At 62.6% G+C, this 21,296-nt stretch carries 26 protein-coding genes; 7 read left to right on the top strand and 19 right to left on the bottom strand.

Features of this window, described 5'->3' with window-relative positions; translation table 11 throughout:
- Window positions 1-18: 18 nt before the first annotated feature.
- From LVJ94_35430 to LVJ94_35395, 8 genes are all read right to left on the bottom strand, one after another.
- The gene (locus LVJ94_35430; GenBank protein ID WXB02196.1) at window positions 19-747 is read right to left on the bottom strand and encodes a hypothetical protein; all 729 of its coding nucleotides are present in this window, start codon (window positions 745-747) and stop codon (window positions 19-21) included.
- Entirely contained in the window at window positions 747-1,625 is an 879-nt protein-coding gene (locus LVJ94_35425; protein ID WXB02195.1) for a hypothetical protein, read from the bottom strand. The genes LVJ94_35430 and LVJ94_35425 overlap by 1 nt, the downstream gene beginning before the upstream one ends.
- Window positions 1,622-1,834, bottom strand: a complete 213-nt coding sequence (locus tag LVJ94_35420) for a hypothetical protein (GenBank protein WXB02194.1) — start codon at window positions 1,832-1,834, stop codon at window positions 1,622-1,624. Before LVJ94_35420 ends, LVJ94_35425 begins: the two co-directional genes overlap by 4 nt.
- Window positions 1,831-2,490 carry a hypothetical protein gene (locus LVJ94_35415; protein WXB02193.1) on the bottom strand — a complete coding sequence of 220 codons (660 nt, stop codon included), beginning with the start codon at window positions 2,488-2,490 and terminating at the stop codon, window positions 1,831-1,833. The genes LVJ94_35420 and LVJ94_35415 overlap by 4 nt, the downstream gene beginning before the upstream one ends.
- A gap of 29 nt (window positions 2,491-2,519) precedes the next feature.
- Window positions 2,520-2,744 (bottom strand): hypothetical protein, encoded by a 225-nt coding sequence (locus LVJ94_35410; protein WXB02192.1) that lies wholly within the window; start codon window positions 2,742-2,744, stop codon window positions 2,520-2,522.
- Window positions 2,745-2,842: 98 nt separating this feature from the next.
- Entirely contained in the window at window positions 2,843-3,046 is a 204-nt protein-coding gene (locus tag LVJ94_35405; GenBank protein WXB02191.1) for a hypothetical protein, read from the bottom strand.
- Window positions 3,043-3,282 (bottom strand): hypothetical protein, encoded by a 240-nt coding sequence (locus LVJ94_35400; GenBank protein ID WXB02190.1) that lies wholly within the window; start codon window positions 3,280-3,282, stop codon window positions 3,043-3,045. The genes LVJ94_35405 and LVJ94_35400 overlap by 4 nt, the downstream gene beginning before the upstream one ends.
- Window positions 3,283-3,341: 59 nt before the next feature.
- Entirely contained in the window at window positions 3,342-4,403 is a 1,062-nt protein-coding gene (locus tag LVJ94_35395; protein ID WXB02189.1) for a hypothetical protein, read from the bottom strand.
- Window positions 4,404-4,886: 483 nt separating this feature from the next.
- On the opposite strand from LVJ94_35395, the gene LVJ94_35390 reads away from it, so the two are divergent.
- Together LVJ94_35390 and LVJ94_35385 are read left to right on the top strand one after the other, a co-directional pair.
- The gene (locus LVJ94_35390) at window positions 4,887-5,165 is read left to right on the top strand and encodes a hypothetical protein (protein WXB02188.1); all 279 of its coding nucleotides are present in this window, start codon (window positions 4,887-4,889) and stop codon (window positions 5,163-5,165) included.
- Window positions 5,162-5,941 carry a hypothetical protein gene (locus LVJ94_35385; GenBank protein WXB02187.1) on the top strand — a complete coding sequence of 260 codons (780 nt, stop codon included), beginning with the start codon at window positions 5,162-5,164 and terminating at the stop codon, window positions 5,939-5,941. Before LVJ94_35390 ends, LVJ94_35385 begins: the two co-directional genes overlap by 4 nt.
- Window positions 5,942-5,962: 21 nt before the next feature.
- On the opposite strand, the gene LVJ94_35380 is transcribed toward LVJ94_35385, so the two are convergent.
- From LVJ94_35380 to LVJ94_35365, 4 genes are read right to left on the bottom strand one after another with little or no spacing between them, the layout of a single operon-like run.
- The gene (locus tag LVJ94_35380; GenBank protein ID WXB02186.1) at window positions 5,963-6,592 is read right to left on the bottom strand and encodes a hypothetical protein; all 630 of its coding nucleotides are present in this window, start codon (window positions 6,590-6,592) and stop codon (window positions 5,963-5,965) included.
- A gap of 32 nt (window positions 6,593-6,624) precedes the next feature.
- Window positions 6,625-7,389, bottom strand: coding sequence for a hypothetical protein (locus LVJ94_35375; GenBank protein WXB02185.1), 765 nt, complete (start codon window positions 7,387-7,389; stop codon window positions 6,625-6,627).
- Window positions 7,386-7,820 (bottom strand): hypothetical protein, encoded by a 435-nt coding sequence (locus LVJ94_35370; GenBank protein ID WXB02184.1) that lies wholly within the window; start codon window positions 7,818-7,820, stop codon window positions 7,386-7,388. Before LVJ94_35370 ends, LVJ94_35375 begins: the two co-directional genes overlap by 4 nt.
- Window positions 7,817-8,197, bottom strand: a complete 381-nt coding sequence (locus tag LVJ94_35365; protein ID WXB02183.1) for a hypothetical protein — start codon at window positions 8,195-8,197, stop codon at window positions 7,817-7,819. The genes LVJ94_35370 and LVJ94_35365 overlap by 4 nt, the downstream gene beginning before the upstream one ends.
- 382 nt (window positions 8,198-8,579) lie before the next feature.
- Here LVJ94_35365 and LVJ94_35360 point away from each other — a divergent pair, with 382 nt between their 5' ends.
- The gene (locus LVJ94_35360) at window positions 8,580-9,344 is read left to right on the top strand and encodes a hypothetical protein (protein ID WXB02182.1); all 765 of its coding nucleotides are present in this window, start codon (window positions 8,580-8,582) and stop codon (window positions 9,342-9,344) included.
- 50 nt (window positions 9,345-9,394) lie between these two features.
- On the opposite strand, the gene LVJ94_35355 is transcribed toward LVJ94_35360, so the two are convergent.
- The 4 genes from LVJ94_35355 to LVJ94_35340 all read right to left on the bottom strand — a co-directional run bounded on the left by LVJ94_35355 (window position 9,395) and on the right by LVJ94_35340 (window position 17,981).
- Window positions 9,395-12,067: a hypothetical protein gene (locus LVJ94_35355; protein ID WXB02181.1), complete on the bottom strand. Its 2,673-nt coding sequence runs from the start codon at window positions 12,065-12,067 to the stop codon at window positions 9,395-9,397.
- Window positions 12,068-12,326: 259 nt separating this feature from the next.
- A complete protein-coding gene (locus LVJ94_35350; protein WXB02180.1) occupies window positions 12,327-14,084 on the bottom strand; it encodes a hypothetical protein in 1,758 nt (585 codons plus the stop codon).
- Window positions 14,084-14,353, bottom strand: coding sequence for a hypothetical protein (locus LVJ94_35345; protein WXB02179.1), 270 nt, complete (start codon window positions 14,351-14,353; stop codon window positions 14,084-14,086). Before LVJ94_35345 ends, LVJ94_35350 begins: the two co-directional genes overlap by 1 nt.
- A gap of 106 nt (window positions 14,354-14,459) precedes the next feature.
- Window positions 14,460-17,981 (bottom strand): hypothetical protein, encoded by a 3,522-nt coding sequence (locus tag LVJ94_35340; protein ID WXB02178.1) that lies wholly within the window; start codon window positions 17,979-17,981, stop codon window positions 14,460-14,462.
- A 105-nt stretch (window positions 17,982-18,086) separates the two neighbouring features.
- On the opposite strand from LVJ94_35340, the gene LVJ94_35335 reads away from it, so the two are divergent.
- From LVJ94_35335 to LVJ94_35320, 4 genes are all read left to right on the top strand, one after another.
- The gene (locus tag LVJ94_35335) at window positions 18,087-18,395 is read left to right on the top strand and encodes a hypothetical protein (GenBank protein ID WXB02177.1); all 309 of its coding nucleotides are present in this window, start codon (window positions 18,087-18,089) and stop codon (window positions 18,393-18,395) included.
- 25 nt (window positions 18,396-18,420) lie between these two features.
- Window positions 18,421-18,807: a hypothetical protein gene (locus tag LVJ94_35330; GenBank protein WXB02176.1), complete on the top strand. Its 387-nt coding sequence runs from the start codon at window positions 18,421-18,423 to the stop codon at window positions 18,805-18,807.
- A 188-nt stretch (window positions 18,808-18,995) separates the two neighbouring features.
- Window positions 18,996-19,244 (top strand): hypothetical protein, encoded by a 249-nt coding sequence (locus LVJ94_35325; protein WXB02175.1) that lies wholly within the window; start codon window positions 18,996-18,998, stop codon window positions 19,242-19,244.
- A gap of 238 nt (window positions 19,245-19,482) precedes the next feature.
- Window positions 19,483-19,974, top strand: coding sequence for a hypothetical protein (locus LVJ94_35320; GenBank protein ID WXB02174.1), 492 nt, complete (start codon window positions 19,483-19,485; stop codon window positions 19,972-19,974).
- A 43-nt stretch (window positions 19,975-20,017) separates the two neighbouring features.
- Here LVJ94_35320 and LVJ94_35315 read toward each other — a convergent pair whose 3' ends face one another.
- Genes LVJ94_35315 through LVJ94_35305 form a run of 3 tightly spaced genes read right to left on the bottom strand, consistent with a single transcriptional unit; the run spans window position 20,018 to window position 21,294 of the window.
- The gene (locus LVJ94_35315) at window positions 20,018-20,230 is read right to left on the bottom strand and encodes a hypothetical protein (protein WXB02173.1); all 213 of its coding nucleotides are present in this window, start codon (window positions 20,228-20,230) and stop codon (window positions 20,018-20,020) included.
- A gap of 55 nt (window positions 20,231-20,285) precedes the next feature.
- Window positions 20,286-20,621: a hypothetical protein gene (locus LVJ94_35310; GenBank protein ID WXB02172.1), complete on the bottom strand. Its 336-nt coding sequence runs from the start codon at window positions 20,619-20,621 to the stop codon at window positions 20,286-20,288.
- Between the two features lie 16 nt (window positions 20,622-20,637).
- Window positions 20,638-21,294, bottom strand: coding sequence for a hypothetical protein (locus LVJ94_35305; GenBank protein WXB02171.1), 657 nt, complete (start codon window positions 21,292-21,294; stop codon window positions 20,638-20,640).
- Between the last annotated feature and the right edge of the window lie 2 nt (window positions 21,295-21,296).

Genomic DNA, 21,296 nt, shown 5'->3' with positions numbered 1-21,296 from the left:
CCCCTCTTTTTCTCGGATTCAGAAAAGTCCACCGCCGCCAAGAGGCCCCGTCCCCGCGGCGAACGCACTCCAGGCGCCTGCACCGGGTAGCGACGCGGCGGACTCGGCGAGTTCGCCTGTCTCCACTCGGCGCCGACGGTACTCGGCGGGCCGACCGATGCTGACGACGTTGCGCCTCGTGAGGACGCGAATGCGTGCGCGCAACACCTCCGGTGCGATATCCAGCGTGTCACAAATCGATAGAAAGCTGGTTATCCCCTCTGCATCCTCCTCGTCGCCGCCGCTCCCTGGCGAATCTTCGTCGATTTCGAAGAGCCACTCGTACGCGTCCTCGGCAAGCGCTTTTTTGGCGGGGTGTGAGCTGTCGCGGTAAAGCACCCAATCGTAGGCAGCACGGCGAACGACCTCGAGGAGCAGCGTTCGACAGCCAGCAATATCGGAGGGATGCCCAGTGATGGGGAGCTCGGGTTCCTCGGCGAGTTGCTTGGGCTTGGGACGCGCGCTGGAAGCCTTGCTCTTGGGCGGTGGGATCTCCTCGACTGGGGCCGAAAGCTCGAAAGGGATACGCCAGCACGTTTCGGGGGCGCTTGAAGCTACGGCATCCTCGAGCAACTTGACGAGTGTGCTGACCACGCTGACGTCGCGCGCGAAAAGGTCCCGACGCGGACGTGGAGCCGCTAGGCGGAGAGCGCAGCGTTCGGCCTCGCGCCGCGCAAAGGAAACGAGCGAGGCAACGCCGGTCGCCATTACGACACGCGGACGGTGACGGGGACACCCTGAATGCCGGAATCCTGGACCCGAATCTGGCTCGGATTCAGGCGTTCCGCTCGCAGCTCGGCGCTACCCTTGCCAAGGCCACGCAAGGTGAGTGCTCCGCCGGCTTGGAGCGGCGCGAATACCTGTTCGTTGCTGCTTGACCATCGCACGTCGGCGGGGGCGGACCCCGCAAGGATGCGCCCGTCGCTTGCCACGACCTTGACGGCCACAGGAAGGTCTTGGCCCGTGCGCAGAGCGAATGGGCCCTCTGGAACGAACGCGACGCTCTGCACGACGGGAGCGAGGAGGTCCGGCAGGTTCACGTTGGCCGCATCAGGAACGTAGATCTCACGCGTGTTGTCCTGGTATCCCTGAATGCTCACGGCGTATGTCCCCGAGCGGAGAAGGTTGATCTGTCCGTACCCGCTGCCGTCGGTGCGCAGGGCGGCGCGTTCGGTGAGCACCAGATCTCCGTCCAACACGAGCGGCTTGAATAGCGCCGTGAAGTAGATATCGACGTGCGCGGCGGGCGCGCCCGTCGCACTACGGAAATAGCCGTACGCGCAGCAGAGTCGTGGGTCGGTCGGGACCGGGTCCGCGACCCGGTGCCCCTCAACACCAAAGACGTTGGGGCCGGCTTCCTTTGGTGTAAACAAGAGCGGGTTTCGAAAGGTGATGTGCACCTTGTAAAAACGCACCTGCAACGGGTGATCCGCTGGTAGCAGAAACGCCGCGCGTCCGGAGGCATCCGTTTCCGCCTGGGTGAGCGGTAAGGTTCCATCCCGGGAAATGATCTTCGCGATCACGCCCTGAATCGGTGTTCGCGTTGTCGAATTCGAGACGAAGAAATCGACGGCGACGAGGCTCACGGATGGTCTTCCTTCTCACGGGCACTCAATCGCTCGATGTCTTCGGCGACCGCTTGCTGATTCGAGCCATCGTCGAAAATGGGCATGTAGTCGAGATAGACATGAAGCGCACGGAGCACGGACAGGGCTTCCGATGCCCGGCCCCGTTGTTCCAAATCCTTCGCCACCGCGATGCAATCGCGGCATACAAAAGGCGTGAGCGCGCTCACAGGCTCCTCCGCACAGCGTAGTCGATCGTCGGATGCTGGACGCCAAACATGTCGTTCCCCAGAAAAGGGTCCAGCAGGTTGAACTCCGTTATCTCCGGATTGGTCGGAACGACGACATTGCGCCGGATCTCGGTGCCCGCAACGGCCACGATGACCTCAAGCCCCCGAACGAGTTGGAACTCGGCATGTCCATTCTTGTCCGTCGGCAGTTTGCGTTGCCCGGGAACGTAGAGCACCTTGCCGTCGGGGCTCTGGCCGAGCATGTTGCCCGAAACCAGAACCTCGCGGTTGACGAGGGGCGCCCCACTTTCGTCCGCGAGGTTGACCACCCCAACGACAATCGCGCTTGCCGGAGGCAATGGGGCCGGCGAAAGATGCTCACCGATGACGGCGCCCAGCGGTCCAAGGCTCGATCCGTACGCCTGCGCCAAGATCGGAGCAAGGGCGACAATGTCTCGCGCGAGCTGAGAGAGCCCTTCGGTGCATTGGAGGAACTGTCCCTCAATCTTCTCGCGTCGACGAAGGATGTCCTCGACCTTGGCAGCCAAGGCGTCGGTGGGGACGTCGTCGCCTTCATCGCCTGGCCCCTTTGGACTAATGGCGATGGGTCGTGCGCTCGCAGTCGCGGATACATGAATTTCGGAAGACATATCCATCGTGCTTTCTCCAATGACGTGTCGAGAATTCAGGGTGACACGAGAAAATCGGTAATCTCGTCGACAACGAGCTCGCTCGCAGCTTGGACCGAGGCTTGGGCGAGGCGCTCGGAACCGCTTCGCCCTTGGAGAATGCGCTTGCTTGAATCCAATCGATTCTGCAGCGCTGCGCGCCTTTGGATGGCCCAGGCATGCGTGGCCGCCAGGAGCTCATCGAGCCGGTCCGTGCGTCCGGACGCGCTGGAATCCGCCATGGCGCGCACTGTACGAAAACGCGTGTGGAAGAGGGAGCGACGACATGCCGCCCCTCCTCGCCCACACGGCTGTCATGTCATGCCGCGCGCTTCAAAGACTATGGCCTGCCCCGCGCGCCTTTGGTCTCCGGATCGTTCTCGACGCGCGCACGGATGCCTGCGGGATCGTGGACGATGCGGTCTCCCACTTTGCAAGCTCGAAGCGCGCCCTCGATAGCGAGCCTGTAGCGCGCGACGAGCGGAGCGCGATCGTCGGGCCGCACCTTCTCCCGTAGCGGAATTTCGATAACGACTTTGTTCATGGCATCTCCTTGCAGATGTCCTCGATAGGCAGCGGGCACCACGGGGAAGCCGACGGTGCGCCGGGGACGGCAGATGGGGGGTCGAGCGGCTCGACGTCGACCACCTGAAGGTCGTCTTCGTCGTCGTCGTGCCAGACGAGTTCGCTCGCGCGCGCCTTCGCGAGCTCGATGGCGTCGTCGCCGGATTTGGCTTCGATGTCGAGGCTTGCCACGGCGATCCGTTTGATGAAATGCACGCGATAGGACGTTGGCGGCCCGGCAGTGTCCGGACGGGTGCCAGGAGAGCGATACGGACTCATTCCGCATCGCCCTGTGTGAGGCCCTTGAGTAGCTTCCCTGCCTCATATTGGAGCTCGAGCTTCCGCCCCGGATCGGCCGTCCGCTTGGCGAGGTAGCCAATCGCATTGGATGCCCACCAGCGGGTCGGAACCCGCTCTCCGTTCTCGTCCTGACCTGCCGGTGGTAGGTCGACGACGCCGTCCGACGTGAGGAGGTCTTCGACGTGGGCGATCTCCTTTCGCGCGAGGAAAAGCGCAAGTTGTCGTCGCAACTGTCGCCATGAAAGCTGGTGCTCATGAGCCACTTGGATGCCGTGGAGAAGCCGCTCGATCGTTTCCTCATTGAGCAGCTTGAGCACCATGTCCCGTGTTGCATGCGCGAGGGCATCGACTTCTTTGGCGGCCGTTTCACTGCTGATCTCGAGATCGCTCTCCTCGATGATGGAACCGAGGTGAACACGGCTGATCTTGTGATCCAAGACTGCGTGGGTATCGCGCAACGGATCCCAGACGGTTTGGCTGATCAGAAGCTTTCCGGCGCCGAAATCACTGTTCGCCCATTCCACACCGACGCAGACGTACTGGCCAGGGAATGCCTGGAAGACCTGCGGCAGAAAGGCCTTGAGCGAGAACCGGATATCCGTGCTGATCGCTTCGACGGGTTCGGCGCAGCTTTTGCGACAAGCTTCGACGAAAGCACGCAAGAGCGGGATGGAGGCGAGGTGGCGCTTGAAGCGCCGCGTAAGAAAACCTCGCAGCTCCTTTCCAATGATCCTGTGGAGAAACCGTGTCGGCTCGCCCTCGGAAGTCAGAAACTGCGTGCGCTGAAAGAGCGTGTTCAGATTCGTGCAAACAAGCTGCTTTTCCCACTCCTCTCCACGGGCGCGTTTCAGTGCGAAGCTTGGCGGCAGACCCGCCTTCTCTGCCAACTGCGCAAGCGCGTGCGGATGGATGGTGAACACGTCATCGTTGGGCAAATAGCGAATGCAAACCTTTCCGTCTCGGACCTCGAAATCGGTTCGCGCCGGGTACGCGAGCTTGTCGACGATCACGGTGCTCGCGACGCGCTGGAGCAGCACGGCCTCCTGCTGGCGACCTTGTTCGAAACGCCGGCTGGCGCTGGCGTCGGCTTCCTCCTGAGGCGAAAGCGGCCTCTCTCTCCGACGATGCCTTTTGGACGGGGTAGACGAAGTGTGAAGTGCATGTCCCTGTGTCATCCAGTGCCTCCTCACGGCCCTTATGACGGCGAAGGAGGCGGCTTTTGTTTAAGTCGTTCACGGAGTGGTCGACCGTATAAGACGTTGACATGTGACATGTACAACAGGATGTGGATGGTCGCCAGTGAATCGCGGATTCGATGGCCTTCGGCGAAGAACTCGGCCAAATTTGGCGCTAGTTGCGTGCAATTGCTCGCGAGACAGTGAAGTCGCGGACAGTGTTGAACAATGTGCAATCGTATGCGAACGTGCATGATGTTAACGTGTCCTGACATTGTCGTGATCGATGTTGTCGGCGCGGACAGCCCGCTTTCGCGTCACGAATGGGCGTGCGACGTTCGGTGCATGCCGACGCGCGACGAGGACCACGTGACAGGAGGCGGCGCGGATCATGGGCAGGCGGCTTTGCGCGAGGCAAGGAATGACCGAGAACAGCTGCTCGAGCGTCTCTTCGACCGCATTTCGGAGCTTCGAAGACGAGCCCGCGCCGAGCTCGCGGCGCAATTCGACCTCGAGGCGCACGAGTGCATCGAGCCGCACTCACCCTTGCTCCGCAAGAGCGCCGGGCCCACGCGCTCTGGGCTGACCGTGCGTGAGCTCGTGCAGGACCTTCTTCCGTTATGAACCCGGCCGCCGAATTCCTCGCCCTGAAGACTGCGGAAGTCTCCGCTCGCAAGGAGCGCGACGTCGCGCTCTGGCGGACTTGGATGGACCAGGGACGGCGTCCCGAGCATCTGGAACCTATCCTCGATGCGTTCGCGCCCGTGCTGCAGCGAAAAGTCATGCAGTGGAAAGCTCCTCAGGTGTCGACGGCGGCGTTTCGTGCCGAACTCCAGCGACAGCTCATTGGCGCGCTCGAGAAATATGATCCGACGCGCGGAGCGGCGCTCAATACCCACGTGGAGATCTATTTGCAAAAGGCAAAGCGTTACAACAATCAATATGCAAATGCCGCCTATATCCCCGAGGGGCAGGCTGCTCAAATCGGGAAAATCGATAAGGCAAGTGATGAGCTAAAAGAAGAGCTCGGGCGCGATCCGACGCACGGCGAGATCGCGGGGAGGGTTGGCCTCCCCGCATCCCGCGTGGCGCGGATTCAAAGCGCCCGCGTGCGTGACATCCCCGCGTCTCGGTTCGAAACCGACCCGACCGAACGAGGCCCACAATACGCGGAGCAACAGCTCGAGTTGGCGCGCCACCTTCTTCCGCAGATTCTGCCGAAACCGGACTTGCAAACACTGTTTCGATTTACATACCCAACGGGAGCTGACCCGCAAGTGACGTCGACGGGGGAGCTTGCGCGCCGCATGGGCCGAAGCGCATCCCAAATATCACGTTTGAAGACGCAAATGGGGGAAGCGCTCCGTCCGTATCTGACGCCGCCGGATGCGAGAGAATAAGCGCGGCTGTTTGGAGGAGATCTATTCGGAATTGGGCGTCGCGTCTCGGCGCGCAGAGCCGTCTTCCTCGCGAACCTCTGGTGCAATGAGCGCTTCAACATCAAATAGACGCTGTTCGAAGGCCAGCTCAGCTTGACTGAAGAGTTTGGCCAGCTGTTCTCCACACCGGCGGCTGAGGGCCATTTCCTCCGCGCTGCCTTCGCGTGCACGCGAGTGATCGTTCACGTATTGCACGAGTTGCGCGGCCGTACCGAACACCAACTTCGCGCGCTCTACGTGTTCGCGGCGTAGGGGAGCCGCGCCTGGCTTTTCGCGCAGCGCGATTTCGATTTTTTCGAAGTCGCAGGACTCAATGAGATGATCGAAAAGCGCACGGTACGTCTGCGCCTCTTGGCGTTCGATGCCTAGCTCTGTCGCGAGGAAATACGATTCCGCGGCGGCGAACGCCAGAGCCTGCCGAGCCCGGTGTCTTCGCTCCTCGTAGCTCCGCTCCGTCGGTGGCGCGTCGCCAAGTCGCTTTCGCAGTGCCGTAAGGCGGTCCTCGATCGAAGGGGTGTGAAGCTCGATGCGGCGCGTGTACTCATCCTGAAGCGCAGAAAGAAGCGCGTCGCCAATAGGGCAGAGTTGCTCTGTGGATGAAAGTTCGGACATGGAACTCCTTTCGAGGCGCCGGGCGAGGCGCCTCACGATCCTTGTTCCGCATGCTCACGTCCTCGTTGCGCGAGCTTCGGACCAAGCTGTCCCGCACGAAGATCGACGGGCCCTTGTCCTCCCAGGCTTCCCGCAAAGGCGCCGGGGATACCGCTTCCGAAACCGGCCCCCCGTGGTTTGGCGATGTCGCGAATGCCCAAGCTCGCAGTCGGGCTCTTGGGCGGCATTACGCCAACGGCTTTCGCCGCCCGCGCCGCCGCGAACGGGGACGCGCTTGCGTACTTCGATCGCACGAAGTCACCGGCCTTGTACGTGACACCGTCTCCCAGGGCGCTGGCGCTGCTCGCGTGCTCGGGCTGCGCCGTTGCTTCGACTCGGAGTCGGCGTGATGCGGGCACGTCGCTCGCCATCAAGAAGCCCTCACGTGTGGGCGCTCCGGCTCCGGTCTTCTCTTGGACGTACTTTCGAAGGGTCCCCAACTCGGCGCGACGATCCAGGTGATTCTGAAGTACGGGGACGGCGCCCATGCCGAGGCTGCCCGCCACGGCATTGCCGGCGACGTCGCGCAGGTATTCCGTTCCACGGAGCCCGCCCCGGAAGCCCTTTCCGCGGACCGCGTTTCCTAGGGCGCCGATAACGGGCGCCGTTGCCGCGCCGAGGCCCGCGTACCGCGCAATCTGCCCCGTGGAGCGCCGGGTACGGTCCAGTGATTCGAGGCGATCGAGCGACGCCTGCGCATGCTCGTCTGAAATGGCGCCCAACTTTCGCAGCTCGTCGAAGAAGGCGTGGACGTTCATCGAGGGCTCGCTGCCTCGGCGATCTTCGGGAGAGGTAGACCCCGTCCTCGCCCGGTTAGGTGGGACGCCGCGCTCGGAATGGCCAGTACCCCGAGGCCGGCAATATCGGTGAGGTGGTGCCCCGTCTCACCTCCCAGGAGGCTTTTTTTCTGCCAGTCCTCACCGGGTTTGGCCCGCGCCCCCGCCTGGAGTCGATCGGCCGAGATGCCAGCGAGCATCCCCAGCCCCGCAAGCTCCGCCTTGTGGCTCGCGCCTTCCTCCGCAAGACGGCCGAGGATACCGGCGTATTTGGGATCGGCCGCGATCGCGAGGGTCTGCGCCGTCTTGCGGATCCGCGAAGCACGCGGGGTCGAAGCGGTCTTTGCTCGCCGGTCATGAGCCATCGCCTCGAGCTCCGCCAGGAACGAGGCTCGAAGTACGTCGAGGTTCATGCGTGCTCCGTCGGCGAATTCCATGCGCCGATGTTGCCGAAGGTCTGTCCCAGGCCGTGCACCGTTGTCGCCGCCTCGCGTGCATCGCGGCGGTTGGGGGCGTCCATGTCTTCCTTGCTTGGGACATCCCCCTTTCGCTTGGGTGCTCTTGCCTCGGACGGGTCGGCGGGGCCTTTCGCGAAGGGGACGACCGATCCCGTTTCGGCATGCTTCGAGAGCTCCTTCTTGTACAAGGACCCGTCCCGTTCCTTTGAGAGAAGGGTGTGCACGCGAAGCGCGGGGCGACCCGTGCGTCCCTTTGAGGTACGGTGGAGGCGCTCTTGGGCGATGGCAATCTTGTCGAGCTCGTCGATGAACGCGGAAAGAAGTTCTTTCACGTCGCGGGTGTAACACCCGGTGCGGTGAAAACCGAAGGCGCGACATGGAGCTTTGGCCGTGTGGAAGAGTTCTTCATCGCACCGAAAGTGCGGGGCGAGTCCATCAGGACTGGTCACCGCGCGCATCTGCCCGGACAGCGATCGGCAACCAATTTCAGGACGTCGACCGAGCCGACACCTCGTTGCGCGTTCACGTGAGCTTGGTATACGTGGGGGTGCGGCGTTGGCCGTCGGCGTCTCCTACGCCGGACCCCATCGAACCTCTCCCCGTGAGGTTCTCCAAGGGGGAAAGGGGCTGCGGTCTCAGGATGGTCGGCTCGTTCTGTTCTTGCCGGCGAGTGGGATGCGGGGACTCGCTCGACGGAGCGGAATGGAGCGGGTCATGACGAAGAAGAACGCAAAGAAGAAAGCAGCTCGCGCTCGGATGGAGGCCTTCGGTGGCAAGTATGAGGCGCAGCTCCGGCATCTCGGTGGCGGGGGCGAGGCGCGCCCGATTCTGATGAGCGGCAAAAATATCCGCACCCAGGGCCCGTGGTCGAACGAGCCCGATCATGCGGAATGGACAACGCGCGCTGGTCTGCCGGCACTCGCTATCCGAGGAGGCTATGGCGTGTGGTGCGGCTACGTGGGCGTTCCCCGCGGGCACCGATGCTATGGGCGCTCCCACGGTGATATCGAGGCGCTTGGCGTGATGGTGCATCTCGGCATCACGTACGCCAAAGCGCCGACCGAATTGATCGGAACCACATCAGCGGATGCCACCCAACCCGACGACCTCTGGTGGGTGGGCTTCTTTTGCGGGCATGCCGGAGACCTGCTCCCCGGAATGCTTGATGCGTTGTCTACGCTTCCATCGCCGTCGTTCGATGACCTCGTCTATCGAGATCTCGGCTACGTCCAAGAGCGAAGCGAAGAGCTCGCGACGCAGCTTGCGGTTCTGGACTGGGCAGAGCGGGTGACCGCTCCCGAAAAGATCAAAACGACAATGCCGGAGCTTGTGGCCGTTTTGCAGTGGGCCAACCAGGCGATCGCCGAGGCGGGATCTGTAGAGCGGGCCGAATACCTACGACCTATCGACGAAGCGTTCGCCAAGTTCGCGGAGACGGTCCGCGCGATCGCACACGACTTCCGAAAAGACAAGTCGTAGTTGGCCCCGCGACTTTCCTCGGCGCCGGCCGATGTAAGGTGTGATCGGCCTTAGCCAAGAATGGCGCGCGAAAACTGAAGCGCGGTTACGTAGTCCATCACGGCGTCTCGCTTTCGCTTTCGAGTGTCACCTCGTTGCGCCACGGTCGAGCCCCGCTTGACGCCGAGGACCGTGTCAATGTCGGGGGTCACGAGCCCGAACAAGTCGCTGAACGGCCCAAATGCGCGCGAATGAAATCCTTCGACGCCGCGGACGACTTGGTGGCCGTCCGGGGAGAATTGAAGATCCGCCGTGCCGAAGAGATCGGCGAGCGTAGCAATGGGCCTCCATGTGTAGGAACGAATGAATTCGTCGACGTCGAGTCCCTCGGCGCGAATGTACGAGTAGAGGTCCACGAGCCATGCGACGGCGGTCTCAATGCTTGCGCCCGAGCCAAGGGAGAGTGCTGGCGCCGAATCGGAATTGGGACCGCCTACCGTCGTGGCGACGTCGATGGCATCGGTGATGGCTCCGGTCTGGAAGAAGTGCGCGTACGCCTTTGTGATTTGGGCTGGATGCCAAATGTCCCCATACCACCCCGGCCGGATGTACTCCTCGGCGGGCAGGTCGACTACTTTGGTCTGGCCGATCGCGATCTCTTCCTCCACGCGGTAAGCGCGGAAACTCACGAGTGCGTTCGCATCCCCGACAAGGGCGACCACATCGCGCCCAAACGCGCTCGCAGTCGCGGCAATTCCAACCGGTACGCGAATGCGACCTCCCGGCGCGCCCGGGCGCTTCTTGTCCGCCAACAGAGGCAGGGCAAGTCCACTGGCAACGTCTGTGGCGCGATACACATCGGTGACGTCCGTGGCTCGCATGATGCTGCCCCCGAGGGGCCCTTTGGACATGGGCCGCGGTGCGCTCAACGCCGCCACGTCGCTGGAGCGCGTCGCCGTCTGCGCAGCCTTCGTCTGGACCGTCTGACTCTTCGAGATGCCGAGAAATTCGACGCTCTCCTCGGCCTGGCGCGCGTAGCTGCCCACGATCTCGGTCCGCCCCCCCTGCTGATCGACCGCATGACTGACTTCGGTGAAATTCGCCAGAAAGTGAGTGCCGGCGACCGTCGCGGATTGAGGGCTCGCGCTGCCGAACTGCGCGCTCAACTCCGCCCGTCGCTTGGCCGACGCAGAGTCGATGTACTTGTCAATGATCAAGCCCGGAAAACCAGGTGCAACGTACGGATTGAAGCGCGCGCTCACCTCGAGTCGACGTGCTGCAAATCGATACTTGAAATACAGAAAGTTCGCAGATCTCTGCGCCAGGCCAACCTTGGGCGCCTTCCCATCGACGGTACCGGATCGTGCCGCGAAAATATTGAGTTCGCCCATTTTTTCGAACACGGGAAGAATTCCGGAGAACAGTTCGTGGTCGAGCAAATCATTGGAAAGAACGCTGCGCAGCGTGGCCTGGTCTTTCTTGAGAGAGGGGCCTTTTGGCGCAAAATAGAATTGGTCGAAGAGCTCATCTTCGCCGAAGAATTCATCGTTGGTTTTGAGGAGAAATCGGGTGGGCTCTTGCAGGAATGACCGCGCGTACCTCAGTGAGGTGTATTGATCTGGAAATAGGACGTTGCAACATGGTGGAGCTGAAAACCACACGTCAGGTCGAAAGATTTGAGCATTGAGCCGGGCCGGAATGGCGTCTTTCCGGTTGCTCGTGATCTGATACTCCGAGACACGCTGAAGCTGAGTGATGGCTTCGGTGAGGGCATCCGTGAGCCCTGACGTGGCCTGCGAGGGTCGGCTTACGCTGGCCGTGCCGGCCTTGGCCCGCGCCTGATCAAGCGAACGCAGTGCGGATGCGAAAAAGGGACGCGTCTTCTGCACCGCAGGGTCGCGGATTTGCGAGAGCGTTCGGGCGCATTCGTTTCGCGCGGCCTGGATGCTCGCCACCATGGCGGCTCGGTCGGCAGCCGCATCCGCGCCGGCGGCGGCGGGCTTCAGCGTCGCGAGGAGGCTCCTAAGGCCACCGACGAGTGCCTGTGCAGACTTGGCGATGAACCCATTCTTCGGATCTTGCGCAAGCGAACGACGAACCTGCCCAGATACCGTTCCCGCGGTACCGGGGACGAACCGCGGGGACGGAATGGCGTAAGTCTCGTGGAAGATAACGGCCATGAGAGCGTTGATGGCCTGCCGAATGCTGACTTGCTGTCCAAGCCCTCCCAAGGTGCGCCCAAAGAGCGCATCGTAGCCGCTCGCGTTGAGCAACCGCGAGCAAGTCGGATCGTCTTCATACGCGGTGACCATTTGCGTGATATGCAAACGCAGTTCGGCCAGCGAAAAGAAGATGTTCTGACCGGCAAATTTCTTCTCGGTGTAGTACGAACCTCCAATAGCCTCCAACAAATGAACGAGGCCGCCGAGGAGCCCTTTCAACTTGGGATATTGTGCGCTGGGAGTTTGGATGATCCGCGTGATGATGCTCCCTTCATCCGACAAGAAGTCTGTAAAGAGATTCGTTGCGCCACCTGAAAAGAGCGCTCGAACACCAGGGCCGAACAGGTCCGTGTTCTGCCATTGGTATGCGTAGTCCCAATAGTTCGACCAGTCCAAGCACTGCAGTACCACCGAGCGACTGGCGGTATTTTTCGTCCACTGAAAGCCAACCACCTCTCCACCGAAGAGAAGTCGATAGTTGGTCAAGTCGGCATTGTGCTGTTCGCCATCGGACGCGGGCAAGTCTGGCAGAGCCTCATGCGACGCCGCCGATGCCGCCTCCTTTGATGGGAGGGGTCGGGGAGGTCCTTGGTAGCCGTCGAGAAAGAAGAGATGCACGAGCGTCCGGGGAAGGAGACGCGTGGCCTCGGCGAGGGGAGGGATTTGAATGGAAGCTGCCGCCGGAGCGTTCGGCGTGGTTTCGACGGTAGCCGCGATCACCGGCACCTCCACGCCTTCCAAAAAGAGACGAAGACGGAGCCTGCGTGCGGCGCCTGGCATATCAGAGGTTCCCCGTCAGCGGGGCTGGCGTGAGGCTGCCGGGGACGGATGCCATGGCGAAGCACGTCGGCGTACCGGAGACCGCGATGCTCGCCCCGTATCCAGCACCCGCGCCGCCGCCCAGATGGCCGTCGAACGATGTGCCTCCCGTAAGGACGCCGAAACGACTGGATGCAATGCCGCCGGCCACCCCACCGCCGATTCCGACGCCGCCGGCCAGGCCCCCGCCCACCTGCACGCCGTTGACGTAGACAGGTCCTCGCGGCGAGGCGAGTGGGCCCGTGGGGAATGCAGAGGCGGCATACAGAGGTGGGGCATAACCTGGCGCTCCGTATCCGGGCGAGCCGAGAGGCGGCGCGAACGGGGAGGACGGCGCTCCAGCGCCAAAGCTTGCCGGTGTGCCGAGAAAGTTCGGTGCTCCCGCGCGCAGGCCGGCCGCCCCGCCAATACCTGCTTCGCCAACGGCGCCTGCGTATCCCGCGCCTGCGCCAAACCCCGCGATAAAACCGGCAGGCACCCCGACGCCTGAGGGGACCTCTTGCGCGCCAAGCAATCCCCGCGCGGCGCCGGCGACCGCGGCGCCCACGTTCGCGAAGACATCGATTCCCGCGAAGATGCTCGCTCCGAACGTAGCGCCGGCGAATCCCGCGCCGGGGGCGAAGATCGGAGCAAGGCCAAGCTGGTCGTAGGCGCCCGGGCTGTTGAGATCAGCGCCATAAGGTGCTGCGAGTTCGGTGAGCGTTGTCGGAAGATCTCCTCTCGCCTCAGCCTGGCCCTGCTTCGCTTCCTCCGTTTCGGCGTCGTCCTTTGGGCGTGGCGGCAACGCAGTGTATTCATCGAGGTTGTCACTGATCTTTCCGCGAACGGGAAGGTGGCGAGCCAAGTCGGAACTCGTGGCTCCGCCGAAAAGGCTCTCAAGGGCATTGGAAGCAATGCCGCTTAGGTCGGATCCGGGGACAAGTCCGGAGCGCAGGGCATCGGAGAGCAGGTCCGCGCCGCCAAAGCCCCGTGCCTGCTGCGCCTGCCCCAGCGCGGCACGTCCCGCGGCCGCTTCCTCGAGGGCCGCGTCCGTCGCGGCACGCAGCGCCGCTCGCCCCACATCGAAGGCGTCTGCGGAACTCAGCGAGACGTCGGGGGGGAGATTTACGCTCGCCCGAACGGGGAAGTTCGGATCGCCGACAAACGTTACATTGGAATAGTTGGTTATGAAAAGGCGAAAGGAGAGCTCCACGCTGAGAGGGGCGTCGCTCACTTTGCGCGCCTGGGCACCGAGCATGTACCCCTCGACAATCGTATCGTCGAAAAATAGGTATGTCCTCGCACCCATCTCGACGAGGCGCGTTCCGCGAAAGTAGCGGTCGTAATTCGTCCAGAATTCAGCCTCCCACCCAAAGTCGGCAGAGTTCAGGACAATGGCTTGGCAATCGAGAAACCGTGGGTGCTCACCGAAGAAGAAGACATAGGCCTCGCCGAATGTATCGACGATCTGGCTCTTCTCCATTCGTGATTCGGTGACCGATTGTAAGATGAAGTTCGAATATTCCGTGCTTTGTCCCGTCTCGGAACTCGAGTCGACCAGCGGTATCTCGGAGCCGTCCGCAGCAATGACCTTCAAGATCGCGTAGGTGTCGTCTTTGAGCTCGAGCCCGCGCATGGGGCGGCGGGCCCGCGTTGTTCCCGCTCGCCGCCGTCGCCCCGCATCCGCAATGGACCGCGCCATGATCTCCTCGAACGTATCCGTGACGAGCTCGACGAACATCAGACCACCACGCTCGATCGGATCAAAAAGTCCCGCACGGACCGTGTCGGCGGGCGGCCCATGTACGGTTCGTTGGAACGAATCGCAAAGATGGCCGCCTTGACCAGCACCAGGTATGGGTCCTCAACCGTGATCTTGTCGCGCAACACCAACCGATACAATCGGCCGTGCTTGCGCACGGTGACGGGGACTTCCGTCCGTTGTGGCGCACAGCTCGGCGGAACGGAGTAGGGCAGAAGGCCCGAGAACAAGAGGGATTTGGCGCTCACGGTGGGGGCTCCGGGGTATCCACCGACATTGGCAGATGCATGACCGAAAACCACCATGCCCTATGGCGACAAGGCACGGAGCGGGGCACGTGGCGCCCACATCGTCTCAGGGCTTCTTCTTATCCTCGGGATCTCCCTTGGTGAGCTTCTCCAGGGCTTCGTTTGAGGTGCCGATCTTTTTCGAGATTTGCGTAAGAACCTCGAGGGACTTCGCCGACGAGTCCTTGATCGCCGCGGCGATGGGATCGCGCTCTTCGGCGCTCTCCATCCGGCGCTCCTTTTGCGCCTTCTGGTAGGAAGATGATTCGACGATCCGGCGGAGCGATTCGGCGAGATGGCCGGTCTTTGCGCCCGATTGCAACTCGTGGACGAGGGATTCGTCGCTTATGCCGGCCCGCAGCATGAGCTGTGCGGCGCCCGCGCCGGCCAGGTCCAGCCCTTTGCGATCCGCCTGGGAGAGCTCGACGCCCAGGATGTTCGCCGCCGCGCCTGCCGCGCCTCGTCGACGTGACAGCGCGCGAAATCGTTCGTCCATGGCCACCGCACGCCCGGCCTCCGAACCGATGTCGGTTCCGGCAAACATCTGAGCGACCTTGCGGCGTTCGCTCGAGGAAAGCCCCTCGAGCGCGCGCCCCCGCTCCTGTAGAAGGGCCGCGGCCGATTCGTCGAAGCCGGTGCCGGCATATTCGCGATTCGTCAGATCGAGGCTCTTCTGCACATACTCACGCGCCCCCGCGCTCATCTTGCTCAAGGACTGGACCCCGCTGTCGCTCAGCGTGCCCTTGCCCGGGTCAAAGACGCCAAGCGTGGCGAGCTTCGTGCGCTCGCTGACCGCGTACTCCTTCACCCGTCGCGCCTCCTCCCGGCGATCCCTTTCTTGGATCTGGCTGACGGCTCCGAACATGGCACCGACCCCGCGGCGAAGCTCGTCGACCGATAGCCCCGTTTCCTTCGCAATGGCGCTTTGCTCGGAATCGGAGAGCTTCCCGCCCGACTGAATGAGACGGTCAGAATACATTTTGTATTTGAGCATTTTCTGCAACTCGCCTCGGATGGGATCATCGTCCTTTCGTTTGAATATCTCGTCTTCAATCTGGCGCTCGGCGGCTCGCCGCTCGGTTGCATCGCTGCTCAACGCCCCGTAGGCCAAATCGCGAAAGGCTGCGCCCTTGTAGAAGGCGCCGACAGCCTGAATCTGTTCGTTGCTGTCCTCGGGCTTGGGCGGGGGAGGGCGCATGTACTTGATCGAAGGCGTCACAGGGCGCGCAGTGGCTGTGGACGGATGTCGCTCTTGCGGTACAAAGCCCATCGCCTTGGCGTAGGCCTCGTTCTCCGCGCCGGTTGAAGCGAATCCGCCGCGTTCGAGACCAAGTCCGAGCCCGCTCGGAAGACCGTAGTGATTCGAAAGGGCTGCCTGGTCTCCGATCTGGGCGCCGCGTTCGAGGTTCGCCATCATGCGCGACTTCTCGGCCGTGCTCGCGGTTTTCCACCCTTGGGCGAGGCGAGCGGCGCCGGGCTGCGATTTGGCATATCTCTCGAGCAAATCCCCAAAGCTCTGCAGGCGAAGATCTCCTTCTCCCCTCACCTCCCCCATCGCGTACGCCCTGCGGAGCCAATCGGCATTGGAGGCGCCGGTCGCAGCTTCTCCCTTGTCAAATCCCGTCAGTGCGAGTCGTGCTGTCTCGATGTCCCGCAGCTTGTCCTCGATTTGTCGCGAGTCCATTCCGGAAAAGTTGAATCCTGCCTCGCCCAGTTTCCCCGCGGCCGATTGGCCCCCGAGAATGTAACGAAGCGTCTGTCCGCTCGCGAGACTCTCCAAGATGCCCCCGCGTGTCCCTTGCGACAGCGTGCGCGCGAGGTCCGGCGCGGCAGCGGCGCCGGCGCCGCGAAAGCCCTGGCCGAGGGACGCGGCGTATGCGTTCATGCCACGGCCGCCGATCCCGAAGGCGCGCGACGCCGTGTCGCGGCCGAGCGTGCCGCCCGAGCGCACGCTTCGGTAGGCGTCGTCGATGTCGCCGCTGTACGTCTGGACGTAGACATCGAATAGTTTGTTGAAGAACTCGTCGATGGCTTCGGAGCCAGAGTTGAAGACGTCTTGCCCGATCTTCTGCAACTTCGAATTGATGACTTCGCGAGCCTGGTCGAATCGTTGTCCGACGCCCTCGAGTCCCTGCGATTTGCGTCGCTGGGCGAGGGATTGTACATACTGGTCGCGTTGATCGGAGCGTCGTTGTTCTTCAATAAGGCGCGGCATATTCTGCGCCATCTTGATCGCTTGATCGACTTCATCACGGCCCATTCCGAGCTGGCGGCCGGCAAACAACATCGATCGATCGTCCATATCGTGGATATCGATTCCCTTGGAACGTGCCCATTCCATGAGCTGCAGGCCAGGCAGAAACCCACCGAGTCGTTCGAGTGCCGCGCCGCGAAGCCTCCCCTCGTTGCGGATGAAATTGGCGCGGCCGATGGACGCCAGGTTTTCCCGATCGAGGCGCATGGTTTCCCCGATACTCATGCCGCCGGATAGAAGCTCGGAGACGGCGTCCTCGCGCAGTGTCCCATCTTTGCCCGCGATGGATGCCAAAAGCCGCCGTCCTCTTCCGGTTCGGAGAAATCCTGCCGTCCGCTGAAGCGATGATGCGGCATAGGCCTGCCGCCCCTCCGCACCCGTGAGGCCCGTAACGTTGTAGATGTCCTCTTCGCTCAGGACGCCAATCTGCTCCGCCGTGCCGATTTGCCCGATAGTCCGCACCCCACCGAGGGCACCCTGCCGGCCCAGCCCACCCACGGAGCGCGCGATTTGCGAGCCGATTTCGGCGGCGCTCGTCACCTCGCTCAGCCCGAGGCCGCCGGAGACCGTGGCGCTGCGCGCGAGCGTAGCGAAGCTCGCCGCGCGGCCCATGCCGAAAATCCCGGAGGCTTTCGAGGAGGCGGCAAACTCCATGGCTTCCCCCAGCGTCGTGTGGAGGGTGGACGCCATCTGCTTGAGCGACGAAATGGTCTCGCGGAATCGGCGGGAGAAATCCTCGACGTCGCGTACCCCTTGCGCGAGCCCCATTTGCGACATCTGGCCGGCAAGGCTCGTGAGCTCCCGAAAGGAGGTAATCTCTCCCGCCGGCCCGAAGTGCTCGCTCATCTGTCGAAGCTGCGAGCCAACGGCGGTCATGTCGCTGCGCGTGAAGCCTTGCCCTCCGTACCCGTTTGGAAAGGAGAACGCCGAGCGCAGGGTCGAATTGAGCGTCGCCTGCTGCTGAATACCGGACATCATTTGGCTACCCGCGTATTGCGTGGCCGCGAGCGCGGCCGCGGCGGGCAGGGCGACCGCGCCGGCGGCGAGGGCGGCGCCGCCAAGGCCCGCGCCCCCTGCAAACGCGCCGAAGCCCGCGCGTAGGCCGAGCGACATCGGATCGAGCCCGAGCAACCCGAGCCCTCCGAGCGCAAGGGGGCCGCCGACGGCGGAGCCTCGGTTGGCGAGCCCGCCCATCAAGGCGTCACCATGCGTGGCGTAGGCGGCCGGCGCACCGAGACCGGCCTGACCGATCATGTTCGAGTAGGCGACGTTGCCCATTGCCACGGACTGGTAGGCCCCTGTCATTTGGGCGATGTCGGTCGACGAAATCGGCATGGGCAGAGCCTATGGGCGCGTGGTCGGATAAACCCTCAAGGAGACCTGCCTGCTCGGCTCGGAAAGATGCCAGCCTTGCGCGGCATAAGGGGCTCGGAGGTCGTCATGTTGCAGGTATTGGTCGTTGGGCAGGTCCTTCTTGGGGCTGCGTGCGTTGCCCGCGTCGCCGCAGAGTATCGTCTGCATCTTCGCGTCGTCGCCAAGGCGAAGGCCGACATGGCCCGAACCGGTGAGGAGTGGGTGGAGGTAAAAGAAGCGTTCGTCCTGTCGCGTAGCGCACTTCGTGAGCTCGAAAGTCACCCCGCCTTTCGAGGTGCCATCGAGCTTGCGCGCGCGTTCCGTGCATCAGGGCGCATCAAGGGATGCCGCGCGTGCGGTAGCCATGTGCTCCGGGAGGTGGACGATCATGCTTAACGGGAGTGCGAACTGGAAAGAGACCATGCGCGAGTACGGACTCGCCTTTGCGCCGGGTGGCGCGCGTGAGCCGAAAAATCTTACTCAAGAGCGGAATAATAAAGATGAAGCGGCCCATCGCTTTCAACATCGGGAGATGAATCTCATGAACACGCCTGTCGAGAATGTGAAGCCGAATCACACCAATGGCATCAACCTTTCCTCGAACTCCGTCGCGGACGATTCCGCAAAGCAGCTGACCGCGGCCCTTGGCGACATCGCCAAGGAACTGCACGACGCAGGTTCACGGCAAGTACGCACGGTCAAGTCCGAAGCCTTTGACAATGTGTCGTTGTCTCTCAAGGCCATCGTCGCCACGGCGTCGGTCTATCTGACGTACCGAGGTCTCAAGACCTTGCTCCCCGGGCTGTAGGCCCCGGAGGGGCGCTCCATCCGGGGCGCTCTTTCGTACCTACCCATTCGCACGCGTCTCCACGTTTCCGACCCTCACGCAAAAGGAGGTGCAAATCGGGAATAAGAATCATGAAGGGGAATCCCTTCTTCTAAAAAGTGGGAGACGTGTCCATGAGTGCATCGAAGGAAAAGATGGGGCCCGAATTCGTGAAGGCATTGGACGACCTTAAGGGTCGTGTCGCAGAGATGCAGTCACTCGAGAAAGAGTGCTGTCTGGAAAAGGTCCAGCTTGACGCCGAGGTAGCCCTTGGGTTGGGCGACGAGGAACGCAACCGGCGCATGGTGGCGTTGAAGGAAAAGGTTCTCGAATTGGAAGGCCTTCGCGCGACCATCGAAAGGGACGCGAACGAGCTCAGTGCGCGAGTGCTCGCAGCGTTCAGGTCCACGCTCAATTGATCGATCTCGAAGAGGCGCCCGTCGACGGGTGCTTTTTCGTAGCTGCGTATTCCCTCGGAGCAAGCGCCTCCCTCGACGGCGTAAAACTCGATGGCGGGTGCGGAATAACAGAATTGGACGGCTCCTTCCCCCGTCCCGAAGGATTCCCATGCACTGCTTCGAGTTTATGGAAACCGTACAGAAAGGTTTCAAGATTTGGCCCGGCCCGCGCCCCCTGATTCGCGCAGTCATCAATCAGATGACTCCCACGCTCCTGCTCAGCGAAGAGCTGGTGGAATTCATACAGACGTTTCCATCGGATGCGCAGTTCATTCTGGAGCAGGCAACGCTGGTGGAACACCATGGATACGTCGAACTCGACCGGCGCGACGTCGAACTCGACCGACGCGACGGGCGCCGCAAGAGGCGCAAGGACGATCGTGCATTGGTGCTCCTGCAAACCGCGAGCACGGGGAACGTGTGGTGGCAAGGTGATCCTGCCGTTGTGCGCCCGGTAACTGCGATGCAGCGCAAAACCCACTTCGAGGAAGGGCAGGCCCTCGAACACTTGCTCGTGCTCGAGCGAGGGGCCCGCATTGTCATCGGGCGCTCGGGCATGATGGAAGCTACGTGCCCGCGGTTTTTCGACCTCCACTGGGACGGCGAACACCTCGTGAGCAAGGGACGCCTCGGCAAATCGCCGGAGTCGCCGCGCGTCGCCGCCGTCACCCACAATACAGCGACCGCCTGACCGTACGTTGGAAAGGAGTCTCCGGAGCTCGGAGGCTTTTTTCCTAGCCCCCCAGGCGGATGCCGTTGTCGGCGAGCTCGATCGTGCAAGGCGCAGGCTTCGGGCCATGGTGCATGAACCAGATATACGTCTTCACGACAGCTCGTTCAGAGCCTGTCAGCGGGGTATTACCGAGACGCGTTTGAAACCATTGGTCGAAGCGTTTGATCTCCGCGTCCACGTCCGCTTCGCTCGGTATTTCCTGCGGGTCGTTCATGCCGTCGAGGATGCGGAGGTGATCGTCGGAAACCCCAGTACTGGGTTCCAAGATGTTACTCGGTGTGCTCGCCTTCATCCGGGGCTGGCGGCGCTTTGGGGCGTCTCCGCGGGCGCGGTTTCTTGGGGGCGGGGGCAGCTGGGGACGGGTCTTTCTGTCGCATCTCGAAGCCCATCATCGTGGAGCGCTCGGCGAGCTCCAGCCGTTCAAGGAGCTCCAGAACCTCGAAGAACGACTCCTCAGGCACCAGTCGGTCGACGTAGAAGACCTCCTCGCAAAGAAGCTCCGCTTTCGCCGGCGGCGAGCCTTGGGCGAGGAAGCGGTCGGCCAGGTGGCGCCGAAGCTCCGCCAGGATCACCCGCCGATAGGCATGCCGTGTGTAGTCGTTCATGCATGGAGAAAATCGCTCAGGATTGCAGAAAGCCTAAGAACCGACGGAACAGATCGCCGCCATTGGCGGTGTCCTGGACAATGTGCTTGAGGGGGTAGATGGTGAGGACGCGTTCGCGTCGCACGCGCTGCAGACGCTCGCCCCGGAGCTCACGAGCTTGCTCGAGCCGGGTCGCTTCGCGCAAGTCATCCTTCGGAGCTTTGAGATAGATATCCGCATTGTGCCCGAGCCGCACGAAAAAGCGAACGAGATGCTCGGCCCAAATCCGTGCTGGGAAATTCCCGAGGAGTTCGCCGAGGACGTCTTCGCCGCGCCAGACGCATTTGCAGCTTGGGCAATGCAAAAAACCGTACCCATTGGCATGAGCAGGGATCACGGCCTCGCAGTCGCTTTGTCGCCTCTCCAGACCTGGACACCAATAGATCTTCACGTCCCCACCGCCGTGAAAGCTCGTCGCGCTTTCCCAGATCGACAGCAGGCCCGGCGAGGGGGCGTGAAGCCGCCGCTTCTTCGTGAAGAAGATTTCGATCTTGTACTTGGCGCGGTGTTCGCTCGCGAGAAGTTCGTCGGTGCGGCGGTGATGTGCGCGAACGACTTCTTTCTGGTCGTCCGAGAGTGTGGGGGCGTCGTCCAGCGTCCGTACCCGTTGATTCGCGCGGTCGGGGTGCACCATCG

It is taken from the genome of Sorangiineae bacterium MSr11367, from assembly GCA_037157805.1.
Taxonomy (GTDB): domain Bacteria; phylum Myxococcota_A; class Polyangia; order Polyangiales; family Polyangiaceae; genus Pendulispora; species Pendulispora rubella.
Note: the sequence above shows the minus strand (reverse complement) of the source record. Positions and strands in the feature narration are given on the sequence as shown.